General features: G+C 70.3%; 16 protein-coding genes. 6 read left to right on the top strand and 10 right to left on the bottom strand.

Translation table 11 applies throughout. From position 1 onward, the window contains the following. Window positions 1-47: 47 nt before the first annotated feature. Window positions 48-377 carry a UBP-type zinc finger domain-containing protein gene (locus ACMCNK_RS24455; protein WP_412738706.1) on the bottom strand — a complete coding sequence of 110 codons (330 nt, stop codon included), beginning with the start codon at window positions 375-377 and terminating at the stop codon, window positions 48-50. Between the two features lie 160 nt (window positions 378-537). Here ACMCNK_RS24455 and ACMCNK_RS24450 point away from each other — a divergent pair, with 160 nt between their 5' ends. Next, window positions 538-1707 (top strand): low temperature requirement protein A, encoded by a 1170-nt coding sequence (locus ACMCNK_RS24450; RefSeq protein ID WP_412738705.1) that lies wholly within the window; start codon window positions 538-540, stop codon window positions 1705-1707. Between the two features lie 25 nt (window positions 1708-1732). Here the strand turns inward: ACMCNK_RS24450 and ACMCNK_RS24445 are convergent, their stop codons facing one another. The 4 genes from ACMCNK_RS24445 to ACMCNK_RS24430 all read right to left on the bottom strand — a co-directional run bounded on the left by ACMCNK_RS24445 (window position 1733) and on the right by ACMCNK_RS24430 (window position 6634). Next, entirely contained in the window at window positions 1733-2167 is a 435-nt protein-coding gene (locus tag ACMCNK_RS24445) for a hypothetical protein (protein WP_412738704.1), read from the bottom strand. Window positions 2168-2228: 61 nt separating this feature from the next. Further along, a complete protein-coding gene (locus ACMCNK_RS24440; RefSeq protein WP_412738703.1) occupies window positions 2229-4352 on the bottom strand; it encodes a 3-hydroxyacyl-CoA dehydrogenase NAD-binding domain-containing protein in 2124 nt (707 codons plus the stop codon). A gap of 13 nt (window positions 4353-4365) precedes the next feature. Further along, complete coding sequence (locus ACMCNK_RS24435) at window positions 4366-5568, bottom strand: acetyl-CoA C-acetyltransferase (RefSeq protein ID WP_412738702.1); 1203 nt, start codon at window positions 5566-5568, stop codon at window positions 4366-4368. 70 nt (window positions 5569-5638) lie between these two features. After that, a complete protein-coding gene (locus tag ACMCNK_RS24430; RefSeq protein ID WP_412738701.1) occupies window positions 5639-6634 on the bottom strand; it encodes an AraC family transcriptional regulator in 996 nt (331 codons plus the stop codon). A gap of 79 nt (window positions 6635-6713) precedes the next feature. On the opposite strand from ACMCNK_RS24430, the gene ACMCNK_RS24425 reads away from it, so the two are divergent. Both ACMCNK_RS24425 and ACMCNK_RS24420 read left to right on the top strand, forming a co-directional pair. After that, the gene (locus ACMCNK_RS24425; RefSeq protein ID WP_412738700.1) at window positions 6714-7850 is read left to right on the top strand and encodes an acyl-CoA dehydrogenase family protein; all 1137 of its coding nucleotides are present in this window, start codon (window positions 6714-6716) and stop codon (window positions 7848-7850) included. Window positions 7851-7895: 45 nt separating this feature from the next. Continuing rightward, on the top strand, window positions 7896-8342 hold the full coding sequence (locus tag ACMCNK_RS24420) for a group II truncated hemoglobin (RefSeq protein ID WP_412738699.1): 447 nt from the start codon (window positions 7896-7898) through the stop codon (window positions 8340-8342). A gap of 74 nt (window positions 8343-8416) precedes the next feature. Here ACMCNK_RS24420 and ACMCNK_RS24415 read toward each other — a convergent pair whose 3' ends face one another. The 3 genes from ACMCNK_RS24415 to ACMCNK_RS24405 form a co-directional block, all read right to left on the bottom strand. Next, window positions 8417-9994: a DHA2 family efflux MFS transporter permease subunit gene (locus ACMCNK_RS24415; RefSeq protein ID WP_412738698.1), complete on the bottom strand. Its 1578-nt coding sequence runs from the start codon at window positions 9992-9994 to the stop codon at window positions 8417-8419. Between the two features lie 174 nt (window positions 9995-10168). After that, on the bottom strand, window positions 10169-10669 hold the full coding sequence (locus ACMCNK_RS24410; RefSeq protein WP_412738697.1) for a hypothetical protein: 501 nt from the start codon (window positions 10667-10669) through the stop codon (window positions 10169-10171). Between the two features lie 10 nt (window positions 10670-10679). Continuing rightward, complete coding sequence (locus ACMCNK_RS24405; protein ID WP_412738696.1) at window positions 10680-11231, bottom strand: NUDIX hydrolase; 552 nt, start codon at window positions 11229-11231, stop codon at window positions 10680-10682. Window positions 11232-11384: 153 nt separating this feature from the next. On the opposite strand from ACMCNK_RS24405, the gene ACMCNK_RS24400 reads away from it, so the two are divergent. After that, window positions 11385-11870 carry a nuclear transport factor 2 family protein gene (locus ACMCNK_RS24400; protein ID WP_412738695.1) on the top strand — a complete coding sequence of 162 codons (486 nt, stop codon included), beginning with the start codon at window positions 11385-11387 and terminating at the stop codon, window positions 11868-11870. Between the two features lie 57 nt (window positions 11871-11927). On the opposite strand, the gene ACMCNK_RS24395 is transcribed toward ACMCNK_RS24400, so the two are convergent. After that, a complete protein-coding gene (locus ACMCNK_RS24395) occupies window positions 11928-12356 on the bottom strand; it encodes a nuclear transport factor 2 family protein (RefSeq protein WP_412738694.1) in 429 nt (142 codons plus the stop codon). Window positions 12357-12578: 222 nt separating this feature from the next. Here ACMCNK_RS24395 and ACMCNK_RS24390 point away from each other — a divergent pair, with 222 nt between their 5' ends. Together ACMCNK_RS24390 and ACMCNK_RS24385 are read left to right on the top strand one after the other, a co-directional pair. Further along, on the top strand, window positions 12579-13364 hold the full coding sequence (locus ACMCNK_RS24390) for an SDR family NAD(P)-dependent oxidoreductase (protein WP_412738693.1): 786 nt from the start codon (window positions 12579-12581) through the stop codon (window positions 13362-13364). A 56-nt stretch (window positions 13365-13420) separates the two neighbouring features. Continuing rightward, the gene (locus ACMCNK_RS24385) at window positions 13421-14008 is read left to right on the top strand and encodes an acetyl-CoA carboxylase biotin carboxyl carrier protein (protein WP_412738692.1); all 588 of its coding nucleotides are present in this window, start codon (window positions 13421-13423) and stop codon (window positions 14006-14008) included. 82 nt (window positions 14009-14090) lie between these two features. Here ACMCNK_RS24385 and ACMCNK_RS24380 read toward each other — a convergent pair whose 3' ends face one another. Continuing rightward, the gene (locus tag ACMCNK_RS24380) at window positions 14091-14876 is read right to left on the bottom strand and encodes an AfsR/SARP family transcriptional regulator (RefSeq protein WP_412738691.1); all 786 of its coding nucleotides are present in this window, start codon (window positions 14874-14876) and stop codon (window positions 14091-14093) included. Window positions 14877-15119: the final 243 nt, after the last annotated feature.

Raw genomic sequence — 15119 nt, 5'->3', positions numbered from 1 at the left:
TCTTCGTGAGACCGGCTCATCTCACACCGGCGGCGGCGCTACGGGCGTCACGGCTGTCCCGCGCGCTCCGGCGGGAGCAGGAACAGCTCATCCGGGTAACACCAGCCCCAGTCCTCGCCCGGCTCCATGGACCGGATCAGCGCGTGCTCGGTATGCCGCCAGTGTGCGGTCGCGTGCCGGCGCGGCGAGTTGTCGCAGCAGCCGACATGGCCGCAGTTGAGGCATTCGCGCAAGTGCACCCACGTCGTGCCTTCGCGAAGGCAGTCCTCGCAGCCGTCGTTGGTGCTGGGCGTGACCTCCCGCAGTCCGTCCAGGTGGGTGCAGGGCTTGTCGGTCGGGTTGCCCTCAGCGTCCCCGACCACGATCCAACTGGTCATCTCGGCGGGTCCTTCCCTGAATCAGCCGGCCGTGAGCTCGGATGGGTACAGGAACCAGTGTCCACCTCGTCCCTGCAGAAGGGGGCGAGTCAGACCGTCGCCACCGGACGAGTTCGCCGGCGGGTCTCCACGCCGCACTCCCGATGCCACAATGATCGGCATGGCCGAGCCTGACTCCCCTCGCGCCGAGCCCCGCCGGCCGGTTTCCAGCTTCGAACTCTTCTTCGACCTCGTCTTCGTCTTCTCCCTCACCCGGGTCACCGACCTGATCCTGCACGACCCGCACGCCGGCGGCGTGCTGCGCGGCATGCTCGTGCTGGCCCTGCTGTGGTGGGCGTGGGGGGCGTACGCGTGGCTCACCAACGCGGTCGGCACCGACAGCGCCGCCGCCCGCGTCGTGGTGCTGGCCGCGATGGGCGCCATGCTCGTCGTCGCGGTCGCGGTGCCGCTCGCCTCTGCGGAGAACGCGCTGCCGTTCGCACTCGCCTACCTCGTCGTACGCGTGCTGCACCTGGTGTTGTACGCGGTCGCCGGCGGCGCCAACCGGGCCGCGATCCTGCGGCTGGCCCCCGGAAACCTGGCCGCCTCGATGCTGCTCATCATCGGCGTGTACGTGCCGTCCTCGATCCAGCTCGTGCTGTGGGCGCTGGCCGTGGTGATCGACTACGGCACCCCGATCGTCACCGGGGTCGGCGGCTTCACCGTCCACGCCGGACACTTCTTCGAGCGGCACAGCCTGTTCATGATCATCGCGTTGGGCGAGTCGGTCGTGGCCGTCGGCGCCGGGGTGCTGGGCGCCGGCGCGACCGTCACACCGCTGCTGGCCGCCGCCATCATGCTGGCCGTGGCCGCGATCGGTGGGCTGTGGTGGGCGTACTTCGACTGGGAGGCCGCACTCAGCGAGCGGCAACTGGCCCACTCGATCGGTGCAAAGCGCGCCCACCTGGCCCGCGACATGTTCAGCTACCTGCATCTGCCGCTGGTCGCGGGCGTGGTGTTCATCGCGGTCGGCCTGGAGAGCGTGATGATCCATCCCCTGCAGCACATGCACGGTGTGTACGCGTTCGGCCTCGGCGGAGGCGCCGCGCTGTTCCTGTCCGGGCTGAGCGCGATCAGTGTCCGGCGCGGTCACCGTCCCCGCCGCGATCACCTCGTGACGGCCCTGGCCTGCCTGTGCCTGATCCCGCTGTCCTCGCACGTGCCCGCGGTGGCGGCCTTGGCACTGCTGGTCGCGATCCTGCTGGTGATCGCGGTCATCGACCACCACCACGGCCGCACCGGCTACCAACCGGCCGCGCGTACCCCGGAGGCCGCCCCGGCCGACGCCTGACCGACCGGATCCCGGCCTGCCCGGGTCAGCCCGCCTTGACCTGCATGTTGGTGGTGATGAACTGGGCCGTGCCCGGCTTGACCGCCACCGGGTCCGGCACCGGCCCGGCCGGGGTCGGCTGCTGGGCCGGCGTCTGCACGTTGAACCGCACCGTGAACGTCGCGCCCTTGATCAGGATCTTCTTGCCGTTGTCGGTCTGGATGGTCTTGTTGGTCGGCAGCAGCGTGATCTCCAGCGTCCCGGTGCCGGGGGTGACGAACGGCGGCGCCGTGTACGGCATCGGCGCCTTCAGCACCGCGGGCAGCTCGTCGCCCTCCAGGCAGACCGGCATCCCGCCGACCATGACGTTCTGGCTGCTGCCGATGAGCGGGACCGGCGCCTGGAGCTGCGGGACGATCGTCGGCGGCGGGATCGTCACCTGGATCTTGTCGCCGCTCACGATGATGTAGTCGGCCGGCATCGGCGCCTCCCTCGGTTGCGTTTCGACGGTACCGGTTACCGGCTACCGCCGATACGCCCGCTCAGAACTGCGCGCCGCGCGCCGCCATCTCCCGCAGCAGCACCGGCGGGCGGAACCGTTCACCGTACGCGTCCGCGAGCTGCTCGGCGCGTGCCACGAACTCCGGGAGCCCGCAGGAGTTGATGAACTGCAGGGTGCCGCCGGTCCACGGGGCGAAGCCGATGCCCAGGATCGACCCGAGGTTGGCGTCGGCCACCGACGTCAGCACCCCCTCGCCGAAGATCCGGGCCGTCTCGATCGCCTGGACGTACAACAACCGGTCGCGGACGTCGTGCTCCGGCACGCCCGGGTCGTCCTTGGCCCACCGCTCGGCCAGGCCCGGCCACAGCCGCTTGCGGCCGTCCTGCGGGTAGTCGTAGAAGCCGGCGCCCGCCGCTTTGCCGGCCCGGCCGTACTCCGAGATCATCGTCTCCAGCACCGCGTACGCCGGGTGTTCGGGCAGCGCGCCCAGGTCGGCGCGGGCCTGCTCACGAATCTTCATCGGCAGCGTCAGGGTGACCTCGTCGCAGACCGCCAGCGGTCCGACGGCCATGCCGGCCTTGCGGGCCACGTTCTCGATCAGCGCGGGGTGCACCCCCTCGGCGAGCAGCGCGACGCCCTCGGTGAGGTACGTGCCGAACGTCCGGGACGTGTAGAAGCCCCGGCTGTCGTTGACGACGATCGGGGTCTTACCGATCTGCCGCACGAAGTCGAACGCGCGGGCCAGTGTCTGCGCCGACGTCTGCGCACCGCGGATGATCTCGACCAGTGGCATCCGGTCCACCGGCGAGAAGAAATGCAGGCCGATGAATCGGCCCGGGTCGGGTACGGCCTCGGCGAGCCCGGTGATGGGCAGCGTGGACGTGTTCGAGGAGATCACCGCGTCCGGGCGGGCGGCGGCCTCGGCGGCGGCGAGCACCGCGTTCTTGAGCTCCCGGTCCTCGAAGACCGCCTCGATGACCAGATCGCAGCCGGTCAGGGCGCTGTCGGAGGCGGTCGCGGTGACCCGGCCCAGGATCTCGTCGCGGCGCGTCTGCGTCATCCGGCCCGCGGCGACCCGGCCGTTCAGCAGCGCGGCGATCTTCGCCTTGCCCGCCTCGGCCGCCTCCGGGCTGACGTCCTTGAGTACGACGTCGATCCCGGCGACCGCGGAGGCGTACCCGATGCCGGCGCCCATCATGCCCGCACCCAGGACGCCCACGCGCACGGTGGCCTGGCGCGGGATCCCGGCCGGGCGGGAGCCCCCGGCCTCGATGGCGTTCCGCTGGAACCAGAACGCCGTGATCATGTTCTTGGCGACCTGGCCGCGGGCCAGCTCGACCAGGTAGCGGCTCTCCACCGCGAGCGCGGTGTCGAAGTCCAGCACCGCGCCCTCGACCGCGGCGGCCAGGATCTTCTCCGGCGCCGGATAGCAACCATGGGTCTTCTTGCGCAGCACGGCCGGGGCCGCGGACAGCAGCGCGTAGCTGTCCGGGTCCAGCGGCTTCAGGTCCGGCACGCGATGACCGGGCACGTCCCACGGCTGGACGGCTGCCGGGTTCGCCAGCACCCACGCCCGCGCCCTGGCGAGCAGGTCGGCGCGGTCCGCGGCCAGCTCGTGGATCCAGCCCGCTGCGAGGGCCTTGCCGGGGCGTAGCTGCGTACCCTCGGTGAGCAGCGGCAACGCCGCCTGCACGCCGAGCAGCCGGACCGTACGGGTGACCCCGCCGGCGCCGGGCAGCAGGCCCAGCGTGGCCTCGGGCAGGCCGAGGCGGATCGAGTCGTCGTCGAGGCAGATGCGGTGATGGCAAGCCAGCGCGATCTCGAACCCGCCGCCCAGCGCGCTGCCGTTGATGGCGGCGACGACCGGACGGCCGAGGCGTTCCAGGCGGCGCAACTGGTCCTTGACCACGGCCAGCTCGGCGGCGAACTCACCGGCGTTGTCGTCCGTGACCGCGACCAGCTCGGTCAGGTCCCCGCCGGCGAAGAAGGACTTCTTGCCGGAGGTGATCACGACGCCGGTGACCGTGTCGCGTTCGGTCTCCAGCCGGGTCACGGTCGCCGCCATGGCGGCGCGGTAGTCGGCGTTCATCACGTTCGCCGGGCCGGGCAGGTCGATGGTGAGGGTGACGATGCCGTCGCCGTCGCGCTCGTAGCGGATGCTCATGACCCGTGCTCCCTCAGATCCGCTCGATGATGGTGGCGATGCCGATGCCGCCGCCGACACACAGCGTGGCCAGCCCGCGGTGCAGGTCCCGGCGTTCCAGCTCGTCGAGCAGGGTGCCCACGATCATGCAGCCGGTCGCGCCGAGCGGATGGCCCAGGGCGATGGCGCCGCCGTTGACGTTGACCTTGTCGTCGGGCAGGCCGAGGTCGCGCTGGAACTTCAGGACCACGGCGGCGAACGCCTCGTTGATCTCGAACAGGTCGATGTCGCCGACCGTGAGCCCGGCCCGGTCCAGCGCCTTGCGGGTGGCCGGTGCCGGGCCGGTGAGCATGATGGTCGGTTCCGTACCGACGACCGCGGTGGCCACGATCCGGGCCCGCGGGACGAGGCCGAACGCCCGGCTCGCCCGTTCGTTGCCGATCAGCATCGCGGACGCGCCGTCGACGATCTGCGACGAGTTGCCCGGGGTGTGCACGTGGTCGATGCGTTCCACCTGCGGGTAGCGGTCGATCGCGACCGCGTCGAAGCCGAGCCCGCCGAGCGTGGCGAAGCTGGGCTTCAGCCCGGCCAGCGTCGGCAGCGTGGTGCCCGGCCGGATCGTCTCGTCCTCGGCCAGCAGCAGCGTGCCGTTCTGGTCGGCGACCGGCACGATCGAACGGGCGAAATAGCCCTTCTCACGGGCCTCGGTCGCCCGCGCGTGCGAGCGCACCGCGAACGCGTCCACGTCGCCGCGGCTGAACCCCTCCATCGTGGCGATCAGGTCGGCGCTCACGCCCTGCGGCACGAAACGGGTCGCGAGGTTGGTCTCCGGGTCGGTGATCCACGCGCCGCCGTCCGAACCCATCGGCACCCGCGACATGGACTCCACGCCACCGGCCACCACCAGGTCCTCGAAGCCGGAGGCAACCTTGGCCGCCGCCACGTTCACCGCCTCCAGGCCGGAGGCGCAGAACCGGTTGAGCTGCACCCCGGCCGGGCGGACGTCCCAGCCCGCGACCAGCACGGCCGTACGGGCGATGTCGGCGCCCTGCTCACCCACCGGGGAGACGACCCCGAGGACCACGTCGTCCACGGCAGCCGTGTCCAGCGCATTGCGCTCGGCGAGCGCGCGCAGCAGCCCGGCGGCGAGCGTCACCGGCTTGACGCTGTGCAGCGCGCCCCGCTTGCCCTTGCCGCGCGGCGTGCGCACCGCATCGAAGATCAGTGCGTCGGTCATGGGGGCACGGTACGGTCGCGGGCGCCCCCGATCCCATGACCGGGACGCTCACGCTGATTGACCGCGCGGGTCAGCCCGGCTGATAGGACCGGGGCGTGGAACCCGTCCACCGTTTGAACGCCCGGTGGAACGCACTCGGCTCGGAGAAGCCGAGTTGCGTCGACAGCCGCTCGATGGAGATCCGTCCGCCCGCCAGCGCGGCCACCGCCACGTCCCGGCGCAGCTGGTCGCGTACCTGCTGGAACGAGGTGCCCTCGGCAGCGAGCTGGCGGCGCAGTGTCGGCGGGCTGACCGACAGCCGGGCCGCGACATCGTCCAGGCTGGGCAGCCGGTCCGGTAGTGCCCGGCTCAGCAGGCGCCGCACCCGGGCCGCGGTCGTGCTGCCGTAGTCGATGCGGGCGAGCACGTCGGCCGGTGCGCGTCGCAGGAACGTCCGCAGACCGGCCTCGTCCTGCAGCACCGGCTGGTCCAGCAACGCTGCGTCGAACACCGCCGCGGTGTGCCGCGCGCCGAAGACCGCAGGCGCCCCGAACAGCAGGTCGTACTCCAGCACGTGCGGCGGGGCCGGGTACGCGAACTCGACGCGGCGCAGGCTGATCCGGCGCCGGATCAGCCAGCCGGCGAAGCGGTGCCACACCACCAGCGCCGCCTCCGTCAGGAAGTGGTCCGCGTCGTCGAATCCGGCGTCGTCGAAGCTGATCGACGCCTCGTCGCCGGACTCGGCCAGGTGCATCCGCGGCCCGTGCGGGAAGAGACGGTAGAAGTCGGTGCTGCGGCGCAACGCCGACCGCAGGTCCGGGCAGGGCACCACCGCGTGGCACATCATCGCGAACGTGCCGACCTTGCTCGGCGCCCGCGCCAGGCCGAGCAGTTCGTCGTCGAGTTCGTCCCACAGCAGTTTGGTGAGCGTGGCGAACTGGTCCGTGGAGACCCGGGCACGTTCGAGCTCCAGCAGGCCGGGCGGGATCCCGGCCTGCTCCAGCATCGCGGCGACGTCCACGCCGCGGCGGCGGGCGCCGCGCAGCGCCACGCGGACGTGGTGGATCGCCACCGACCGGGTCAGCATGCCCCCGGCCCGGTCCGGTCAGGATCTGTGAGCGGTGCGGTCATCACCCCGGATCGTACGGCGGGCCTACGGTCGGCTCGTGATTCGCGGTGACTATTACGACGCCGAGCACGAGGCGTACCGACAGGCGTGGCGGGGCTTCGCCGAGCGTGCGGTGCAGCCCCGGCAGGCGGACTGGGAAAGCGCGGGGATCGTCGACCGGGACATCTGGCGGCTGGCGGGCAAGCAGAACCTGCTGTGCCCGTGGGCGGATCCGGAGTTCGGCGGCCTCGGCCGCACCGACCTGCGCTACGAGCAGATCGCGATCGAGGAACTGGCCCGGGTGGCCGAGTCCGGTTTCGCGGTGCCGCTGCATTCCGGCATCGTCGCGCCGTACCTGGCGGCGTTCGGGTCGGCGGCGCAGAAGCAGCGCTACCTCACCGGGGCAGTCGACGGCGAGCGGGTGCTCGCGCTGGCGATCACCGAGCCCGGCACCGGGTCCGACGTGGCCGGTATCCGTACGCGGGCGGTCGCCGACGGCGAGGACTGGGTGCTCAACGGAGCGAAGACGTTCATCTCCAACGGGATCAACGCCGACACCGTGGTCGTCGCCGCACGCACCGGGGAAGGGCACCAGCTCGGACTGTTCCTCGTGCACAGCGGCGCGCCCGGGTTCGCGCGCGGCCGCAAGCTCGACAAGCTGGGTCTGCGTACGCAGGACACGGCCGAGTTGTTCTTCGACGACGTACGGGTGCCACGCGCGGACGTGCTCGGGGATCCCGAGCAGGGCTTCGGCATGCTGATGGGTCAGTTCGCCCTGGAGCGGCTGATCGTCGCGATGTGTGCGGTGGCGGGCGCGGAGGCGGCGCTGCAGGAGACCGTGCGGTACACCCGGGAGCGCAGCGCGTTCGGCCGCAGTGTCAGCCGGTTCCAGGACACCCGGTTCCGGCTGGCCGCGATGCGCGCCGAGATCACGGGCGTGCAGGCGTTCGTGGACCGGTGCGTGCTGGCGTACAACGACGACCGGCTCACCGCCGACGAGGCCGCCCAGGCCAAGCTCGTGGCCACGGAGGTGCAGGGGCGGGTGGTCGACGACTGCCTGCAGATGTTCGGCGGGTACGGCTTCATGTGGGAGTACCCGATCTGCCGCATGTTCGCCGACGCCCGGGTCCAGCGGATCTACGGCGGCACCTCGGAGATCATGAAGGAGATCATCGGCCGGTCGATGGACCTGTGACCGCGTCGGGCACTTCTTGTCGGCCGCGCCTGACATCCTGAGGCCATGCAGAGCGTGTACGAAGCGGCCGGCGGCCGGGCGGGGATGCTCCGTCTCGCCGAGGCATGGCATTCCCGTGTCCTGGCCGACGAGGTCGTCAGCCATGCGTTCCAGCACGGCTTTCAGCCGGACCACACCGAGCGCCTCGCCGCGTACTGGGCCGAGGCCCTCGGCGGCCCCCACAGCTACTCCGACGCCTACGGCGACGAGAGCTCCGTCGTACGGATCCACAGCGGCAACGGCCCGCACGACGACATGGACCGGCGCGCCATCGCCTGCTTCGACCAGGCCCTGGTGGACGCCGGCTTCACGGCCGAGCCGCTGCGGCAGGTGCTGCACGAGTACTTCGCGTGGGCGACCACGACGTCGATGACCCGATACGACGCATCCGCCGACGACGTCCCCTCGGACCTGACCATCCCGCGATGGTCGTGGGATGGTCTGCAACCCTGAGCGTGTGCGCCCGGGTGCGGGGGACGCCGCCGACGGATGGCCGCGGCGTTGCCTTTGTGCTGCTCAGCCGCGCATCAGTGGATCATCACCGGCGCCTCGACGGTGCCCTCACCGGCCGCGTCCGCGTCGCCCTCCGGCTTCGCCAGCCGCTTGCGCGGCAGGAACGAGATCGGGATGAACGTCGCGAGCACCAGCGCGAACCCGACCCAGAACGTGGTGGCGAACGACTTGGCCACGTACTCCAGGCCTTGCTGGATCAGCGCCGGGGGCACCGGCAGCGTCACGTGATGGCTGAGGATCGCCACCTCTGCCTCGGTGAACGGCTGGCCGGTCCGCTTGTTGAGCGTCCCCGGGATGGGCGTGGACTTGTTGAGCTGGCTGGTCAGGATCACCGACATGGTCGCCGAACCGATCGAGCCGCCGATCTGCTGGAGGATGTTCACCAGCGTGGAACCGCGCGCCACGTCGTGGCTCTTCAGCGTACGCAGGGCCGACGTCATGATCGGCATCATCGTGCCGCCCATGCCCAGACCCATCACGAACAGCGAGCCGCACAGCAGCACGTACGAGGTGTCCGTGCCGACCTGGGTGAACGTGAAGAACCCGGCCGCGATGAGCGCCATCGCGAACGGCACCGTGCGGCCGACCGGGATCTTGTCGGCCAGCATGCCGGCGATCGGCATGGTGAGCATCGCGCCGATGCCCTGCGGTGCCATGAGAAGCCCGGCGTGCAGCGTCGACTCGCCGCGGACCTGCAGGAAGTAGCTCGGGAACAGCAGCCCGGCGCCCATGAACGCGATGATGAACACGAACAGCGAGAGCGCCGAGACCGTCAGGTTGCGGTTGCGGAACAGCCGCAGGTCGAGCAGCGGGTGCTTCGGCTTGAACGAGTACAGAACGAACCCGATCACCAGGAGAGCGCCGGCCAGCATCGGCAGCCACACCTTGGTTTCCGCGAACGTGCCGGCCTCGGGCAGCGACGAGACGCCGTACAGGAACAGGGCCAGACCCGGGGACAGCATCAACATGCCGACGAAGTCGAACGACTCCGACGGGTGCGGATTGTCCTTCGGCAGGGCGAACTGTGCGTACACCAGGGCGATCGCGCCGATCGGGACGTTGATCAGGAAGACCCACTCCCAGCTCTTGGCCTCGATCAGCCAGCCGCCGAGGATGGGGCCGCAGATCGGGCCGAGCAGCATCGGGATACCGAGTACGGCCATCAGCCGCCCGATCCGCTCCGGCCCAGCCGCGCGCGTCATGATGGTCATGCCGATCGGCATGAGCATGCCGCCGCCGAGTCCCTGCAACACCCGGTATCCGACGAGTTGTTCGATCGAGGTGGCCGTGGCGCACAGCGCCGAGCCCAATGTGAACAGCAGCAGAGCGAGCATGTACAGCCGCTTGGTACCGAACCGGTCGGCGGCCCAGCCACTGAGCGGAATCACCGTGGCCAGCGCCAGGGTGTAGCCCGTCATCGTCCAGGCGACCTCGGCGTACGTGGCGTTGAACTCGACCTGGAACGTGGGCAGCGCGACGCTGACGACCGTGATGTCGAGGATCGACATGATCGCGCCGAGCACCACGACACCGGCGATCTTGAGGACCGCGGCGTCAAGTTTGTTGGGAGGTGCGGCGACTTGTGCAGTCAAGGGAGGCTCCCCGCTAGGTAGGGCCGACGTCGAGGATGGTGCACGTCCGGCTTGTGGTGGCCCCGACACAGAGCAGGGAACATGGTCCCACCAGGGACGGCCACAGGCACCAGGATTCCACCAACCGAGGCGCACCTCACGGCCGGGGTTACGGTGCCCGCATCACGGCCGTGATCAGGCGCAACGCGCTCCCGCACCGGTCGTGTCGGCAGCCGTCACCTCGTAGGAACCGGCGAACGGGAAGGACACGTCCAGGTACACCGTGCCGAACGGCAGCTCCTTGCGGGCGCACAGGCTCGCGGCGTCCGGGCCCGGTGTCGCCTTTCGGGCCAGAATCCGCCATTTGTCGCCTTCCAGCGCCTGACGGTAGAACGCGGTGACTGCCGCGTGGTCGACGTCGCCGGCGACACGGTCGGAGAGCCGATCGACGGTCGGGCCGGTCGCGGCGTGGAACTGCCGGCTCGCATACGCGACGATACGGTCCTGGTCACACCCGAACGCGGGCGAATCCGGGCGAACGCTGTCAGGCTGGCGGTTCAGCACCTCCAGCGTCGACAACACGGCACTGCGCTGCTCGCACGCCGCGATCCGCCCCTGCGTCCAGTGGCCCGCCGCGACCCAGCCGCCGACCGCGAGCACGAGTCCGGCACCGGCTGCCGACATCCGCTTCCACATGGTCGGCATGCTAGCTGAGCTGCCCAAACCCACGATTGATCCGAACGGCGTCGGTAAGCGGGACGGGCCCGTCCTGAGCACCGCCGAGGACATCACCCAGCAACCGGCCCAGCCCCGGAGGCAGGAAGGTCTCGCCGCGGACCTCGCGTTCGAGAATCTCCCGATGGGTGAACCAGTGATATCCCTCGATCGTCGACGCCTCGAGCGGCTCGTGGCCGCTGAAGTCGACCGGCGATCGCGCCGGAACCCGCGCTACGAAGAATCGAGACTTCACCAGCCACAACTCGCCCGCCGGGCTCGCCACCAGCTTCTCCTGGGTCCACACGCATCGCCCGATCGAAACGCCCCGGATGCCCGTCTCCTCGACGACCTCACGAAGCGCCGCCTGCTCGTACGTCTCACCCGGCTCCACCCCACCGCCCACCAGCAGCCAGAAGTCGGGCGTGATCGGATTGGGCCCACGGGCCGCAGACGGGTCATGGATCTTGAGCATCAGTACCCGGTCGTCCTCATCCAGCAACACGACACGGGCACTCGGTCTGATCGTGACGTCATCCGGCATACGCAGACCCTACGCATCACTCGGCGCTGCCCACCCGGGCCCCGAAAGCGGGCACGTAGTTCGAGCGGTGTTCGAGTGTGGTCGGGCAGCATGAACCCGACCCGTGCCCGCGAAGCCGACGGGCGCGTACCGCTGCGAGAATGCCGAGGAGCGATGAGCGTGCCGCTCGACGAGAAGGAAATCGACGACCTGCGCCGCCGATTGGGCGAGCTGAGTGACCGGAGCGCGGTCACCGACCTGGTTGCCCGGCTGGGCGTGTGGCTCGACGGCCACGGCCTGGACGATCCGGGCACGGTGTTCACCGCCGACGTCACCGCGGTCACCCCCGGTGGTGTGCAGCAGGGGATCGACGCGGTGGCCGCCGGCGCCCGCGGCCAGCACTCCGGGTACGCGCGCCTGCAGCACTTCACGTCCAACGTCCTCGTGGACCTCGACGGCGACGAAGCCTCGGTGCGCGCCAACCTGGTCGCGGTGTTCATCAGCGGCGGTGACCGGCCCGCCACCCGGGTCCTGGTGGGCCACTACCGGTTCGGCACGAGGCGGACCCCGCAGGGCTGGCGCATCGCGCGCCTGGAGGTGCTCCCGTCCTGGGGAGCGCCGGTGGACAGCGCGGCGCTGATCCCCTCGCCCGCCGCGTAACGAACACACCACACGGCCCGGCCTGGGATCAGGCCGGGCCGATGATGGGCGCGCGACTCAGAACGGCTGGTCGTGGTCGACGCGGCGGGACTTGAGGAGCAGGTTGCCGTCCTCACCGCGGACGATCACGTCGTTGACCACGCAACTGGGGGCGATCGTCGGCGCGCCGGCCGTACGCGTGGTCACGACCAGCGCGTAGCAGGTGGAACGCATCGAGCCGTCGTCCTGCGGCTCCAGATCGATCATGTTGAACCAGTGCCGGCGTTGCACGGGATCGTTCTCGAACTTCTTGTGGAACTCGCGCAGGTCCGCGACGATGCCGGCGCGGGTGCGTGCCGGTTCCCGGCCGGGGGTGTGCCCGAACTCGGCGTCGTCGGTGAAGGTCTCCGCGTACGCCTCGAGTTTGCGCTCGTCGAGCTGGCGCATCTGCCGGGCGTAGAACTGCTGGACCTCCACGTAGAGATCGGTGAACGAGCGGGTCGGCATGCGGGGTCCTCCGGTGTTGGTCGGGCCGACGGCGTACAGCCTCACCATGGCGCTGCGACCTCGAATCCCGCTCGAACGGGCGCAGCACTTCCTCCAAGACAGCCTCGACGAGCGTTCAAGCCCCGCGGCCGACCCTGAGCGGGTTCGATTCAGGACCGCGTTCGACCAAGACCGCGTTCGATTCAGGACCGCGTTCGGCCCAGGACGGGAGATGAGGGGACCATGACGGATCAGGCTCAGCGGGTGGCCATCGTGACCGGAGCGACCAGCGGCATGGGTCTGGAGATCGCCCGGTCGCTCGCCGAGAACGGCGCGCGGGTCTATCTCTGCTCGCGAAACGAGTCGGCCGTCGCCGAGACGGTGAAACAGTTGCAGAGCCTGGGACATGATGTGGACGGTCGCACCTGCGACGTCCGCTCGGCGGATGACGTCACCCAGTTCGTGCGCGCCGCGGCCGACCGGTACGGCCCCATCGACATCCTGGTGAACAATGCCGGCCGCCCCGGCGGTGGCGCCACCGCGGAGATCGACGACGAGCTCTGGCTCGACGTGATCAACACGAATCTGAACAGCGTCTTTCTGATGACCAAGCGGGTCCTCACGGTCGGCGGGATGCTCGCCAAGGGCTGGGGCCGGGTGGTCAACATCGCGTCGACCGGCGGCAAGCAGGGGGTCGTGCACGCGGCGCCGTACTCGGCGTCCAAGCACGGGGTCGTCGGCTTCAGCAAGGCGCTCGGGCTCGAACTGGCCAAGACCGGCATCACGGTGAACGCGGTGTGCCCGGGTTTCGTGGAGACGCCGATGGCCGAGCGGGTTCGTGAGCACTATGCCGCGATCTGGGGCGTCGACGAGGCGGAGACCCACGCCCGGATCACCGCCCGCGTGCCGATCGGGCGTTACGTCGAGGTCCAGGAGGTCGCCGCGATGGTGAACTACCTGGTCAGTGACGGCGCCGCGGCGGTCACCGCGCAGGCGATGAACGTCTGCGGCGGCCTCGGCAACTACTGAGTCTCCGCACACCGTCACCCCGGGCCGGGCCCGGGAAGTTCACGAGAGGCAGGGCCATGTCGCAGGACACTGTGGAACCGACGTCCACCACGACCGTCGGCGACGACGCGGCTTCGGGGCCGGTCCGGGCGCCGGCCGCGGACATCGAGGCGTCGCTGGAGCTGGTACGCAGCAGCGCCCTGCAACTGCTGTCGGGTTTCACCCGCGCGCCGAGTGTGCTGCGGATCCGTGCGGGCGGGGTGACCGTGGAGGCGGAGTGGCCGACCGGCACCCCGGTGCACATGCCCGTCACGGCCGCACCGGACGGTACGACCGTGGAACCCGCTGCGATGCCCGGGGCCGGAGCGGCCTTCGCCCCCGTTCCGGCCCCGCCCGCGTTGACGCCGATCGCCGCGGACGAGGTCGCGGTGTGCGCGCCGGCGGTCGGCGTGCTGTTCCACTCCCCGGCGCCGGGGGCGCCGCCGTTCGTCCAGGTCGGCGACCGGGTGGAGGCGGAACAGCAGGTCGCGATCGTCGAGGTGATGAAACTGATGATCCCGGTGAAGGCGGCCCGGGGCGGCACGGTGACCGCCGTGCTCAAGGCCGACGGCGACCCGGTCGAGTACGACGAACCGCTGTTCCTGATCCGACCGGCTGGTTCCTAGCGCCCTCGCCGGCCGCCGCCGTTCCCCCGTTGCCGGCGACGGCCGCCCGGGCGCCGCGGTGGCCCGGCCAGGTCAGGCCGGGTCAGGCCGCGGCGTGGGCACGACCGCTCACCCCGGCCGCGAATCGGTGCGACCGTGTGTCGTCCCCATGCAGCACCGCACGCTGCAGCCGCTGCATCTCCCTGGTCGGCTCGACTCCGAGCTCCCGGTCGAGGACCTGCCGCAACTGCTGGTAGGCCTCCAGGGCCTCGGCCCGCCGGCCCGAGTCGTACAGCACCTCGATGAGGTGAGCGTGGAACAGTTCGTTCAGCGGATGGGCCTTGACCAGCGCGCGGAGTTCCGGCACAAGTTCGAGGTGGCGGCCGAGGCTGCGCTCGGCGGCGATACGCAGCCCGACCGCCTGGATCCGCAGCTCTTCCAGGTGGGCCACGTGCGTGCCCAGCACGTCACCGACGACCAGCCCCGCGAAGGCCGGCCCGCGCCACAACCCCAGGCCCTCGCTGAGGACCGACACGCCCTGCTCGGCATCTCCCTTCTCCAGCAGATCGCGGCCACGGCGGACGGCTTTTTCGAAGAGGTTCACATCAATGTCGTCCGGTGCCACCTGGACGCCGTACCCCGGCGACCGGGTGAGCACTATGCCTCGCTGGTCACCGGGCAATTCCCGGGACAGCATGCGACGGGCGTGATAAATGTACGTCTGCAATGTGGTCACCGCGCTCCGCGGTGGCCGTTCACCCCAGAGTTCAGAGATCAACGTATCCACGCTGACGGTTTCCGGGCAACGCACCAGAAGCAGTGCGAGCACCTGGCTTGTCTTGGATGCATTGACGGCGAACGAAGCACCGTCGTCTGTCAGGAATTCCATCGGTCCTAGGATCTTGAACCGCACTTCGCACTCCCCCGTGGTCTGTCTTCACGTCGTGACACCACCCCCGGCGGGGGTGACCTGATCGGCACAACCAGTTGATGACGATGTCCACCGTGCTGTCCTGCGCGGGCTGTGGTCTGCCCCAGCCTCCCGGCCAATACCTGCCCGGGTGTCCCATATTGAACGCCCATAATGCGGGCTATTCGGACTAATTCGCCCCTTGAGGCTACCGGAGGGTCT

Source organism: Krasilnikovia sp. MM14-A1259 (genome assembly GCF_047159535.1).
Taxonomy (GTDB): domain Bacteria; phylum Actinomycetota; class Actinomycetes; order Mycobacteriales; family Micromonosporaceae; genus Actinoplanes.
This window is presented reverse-complemented; position numbering and strand designations above follow the sequence as displayed.

Excerpts from the sequence above, each read along its gene's own strand:
- ACMCNK_RS24455 (WP_412738706.1), bottom strand. The coding sequence starts at position 377 with ATGACCAGTTGGATCGTGGTCGGGGACGCTGAGGGCAACCCGACCGAC.
- ACMCNK_RS24450 (WP_412738705.1), top strand. The coding sequence starts at position 538 with ATGGCCGAGCCTGACTCCCCTCGCGCCGAGCCCCGCCGGCCGGTTTCC.
- ACMCNK_RS24445 (WP_412738704.1), bottom strand. The coding sequence starts at position 2,167 with ATGCCGGCCGACTACATCATCGTGAGCGGCGACAAGATCCAGGTGACG.
- ACMCNK_RS24440 (WP_412738703.1), bottom strand. The coding sequence starts at position 4,352 with ATGAGCATCCGCTACGAGCGCGACGGCGACGGCATCGTCACCCTCACC.
- ACMCNK_RS24435 (WP_412738702.1), bottom strand. The coding sequence starts at position 5,568 with ATGACCGACGCACTGATCTTCGATGCGGTGCGCACGCCGCGCGGCAAG.
- ACMCNK_RS24430 (WP_412738701.1), bottom strand. The coding sequence starts at position 6,634 with ATGCTGACCCGGTCGGTGGCGATCCACCACGTCCGCGTGGCGCTGCGC.
- ACMCNK_RS24420 (WP_412738699.1), top strand. The coding sequence starts at position 7,896 with ATGCAGAGCGTGTACGAAGCGGCCGGCGGCCGGGCGGGGATGCTCCGT.
- ACMCNK_RS24410 (WP_412738697.1), bottom strand. The coding sequence starts at position 10,669 with ATGTGGAAGCGGATGTCGGCAGCCGGTGCCGGACTCGTGCTCGCGGTC.
- ACMCNK_RS24405 (WP_412738696.1), bottom strand. The coding sequence starts at position 11,231 with ATGCCGGATGACGTCACGATCAGACCGAGTGCCCGTGTCGTGTTGCTG.
- ACMCNK_RS24400 (WP_412738695.1), top strand. The coding sequence starts at position 11,385 with ATGAGCGTGCCGCTCGACGAGAAGGAAATCGACGACCTGCGCCGCCGA.
- ACMCNK_RS24395 (WP_412738694.1), bottom strand. The coding sequence starts at position 12,356 with ATGCCGACCCGCTCGTTCACCGATCTCTACGTGGAGGTCCAGCAGTTC.
- ACMCNK_RS24390 (WP_412738693.1), top strand. The coding sequence starts at position 12,579 with ATGACGGATCAGGCTCAGCGGGTGGCCATCGTGACCGGAGCGACCAGC.
- ACMCNK_RS24385 (WP_412738692.1), top strand. The coding sequence starts at position 13,421 with ATGTCGCAGGACACTGTGGAACCGACGTCCACCACGACCGTCGGCGAC.
- ACMCNK_RS24380 (WP_412738691.1), bottom strand. The coding sequence starts at position 14,876 with ATGGAATTCCTGACAGACGACGGTGCTTCGTTCGCCGTCAATGCATCC.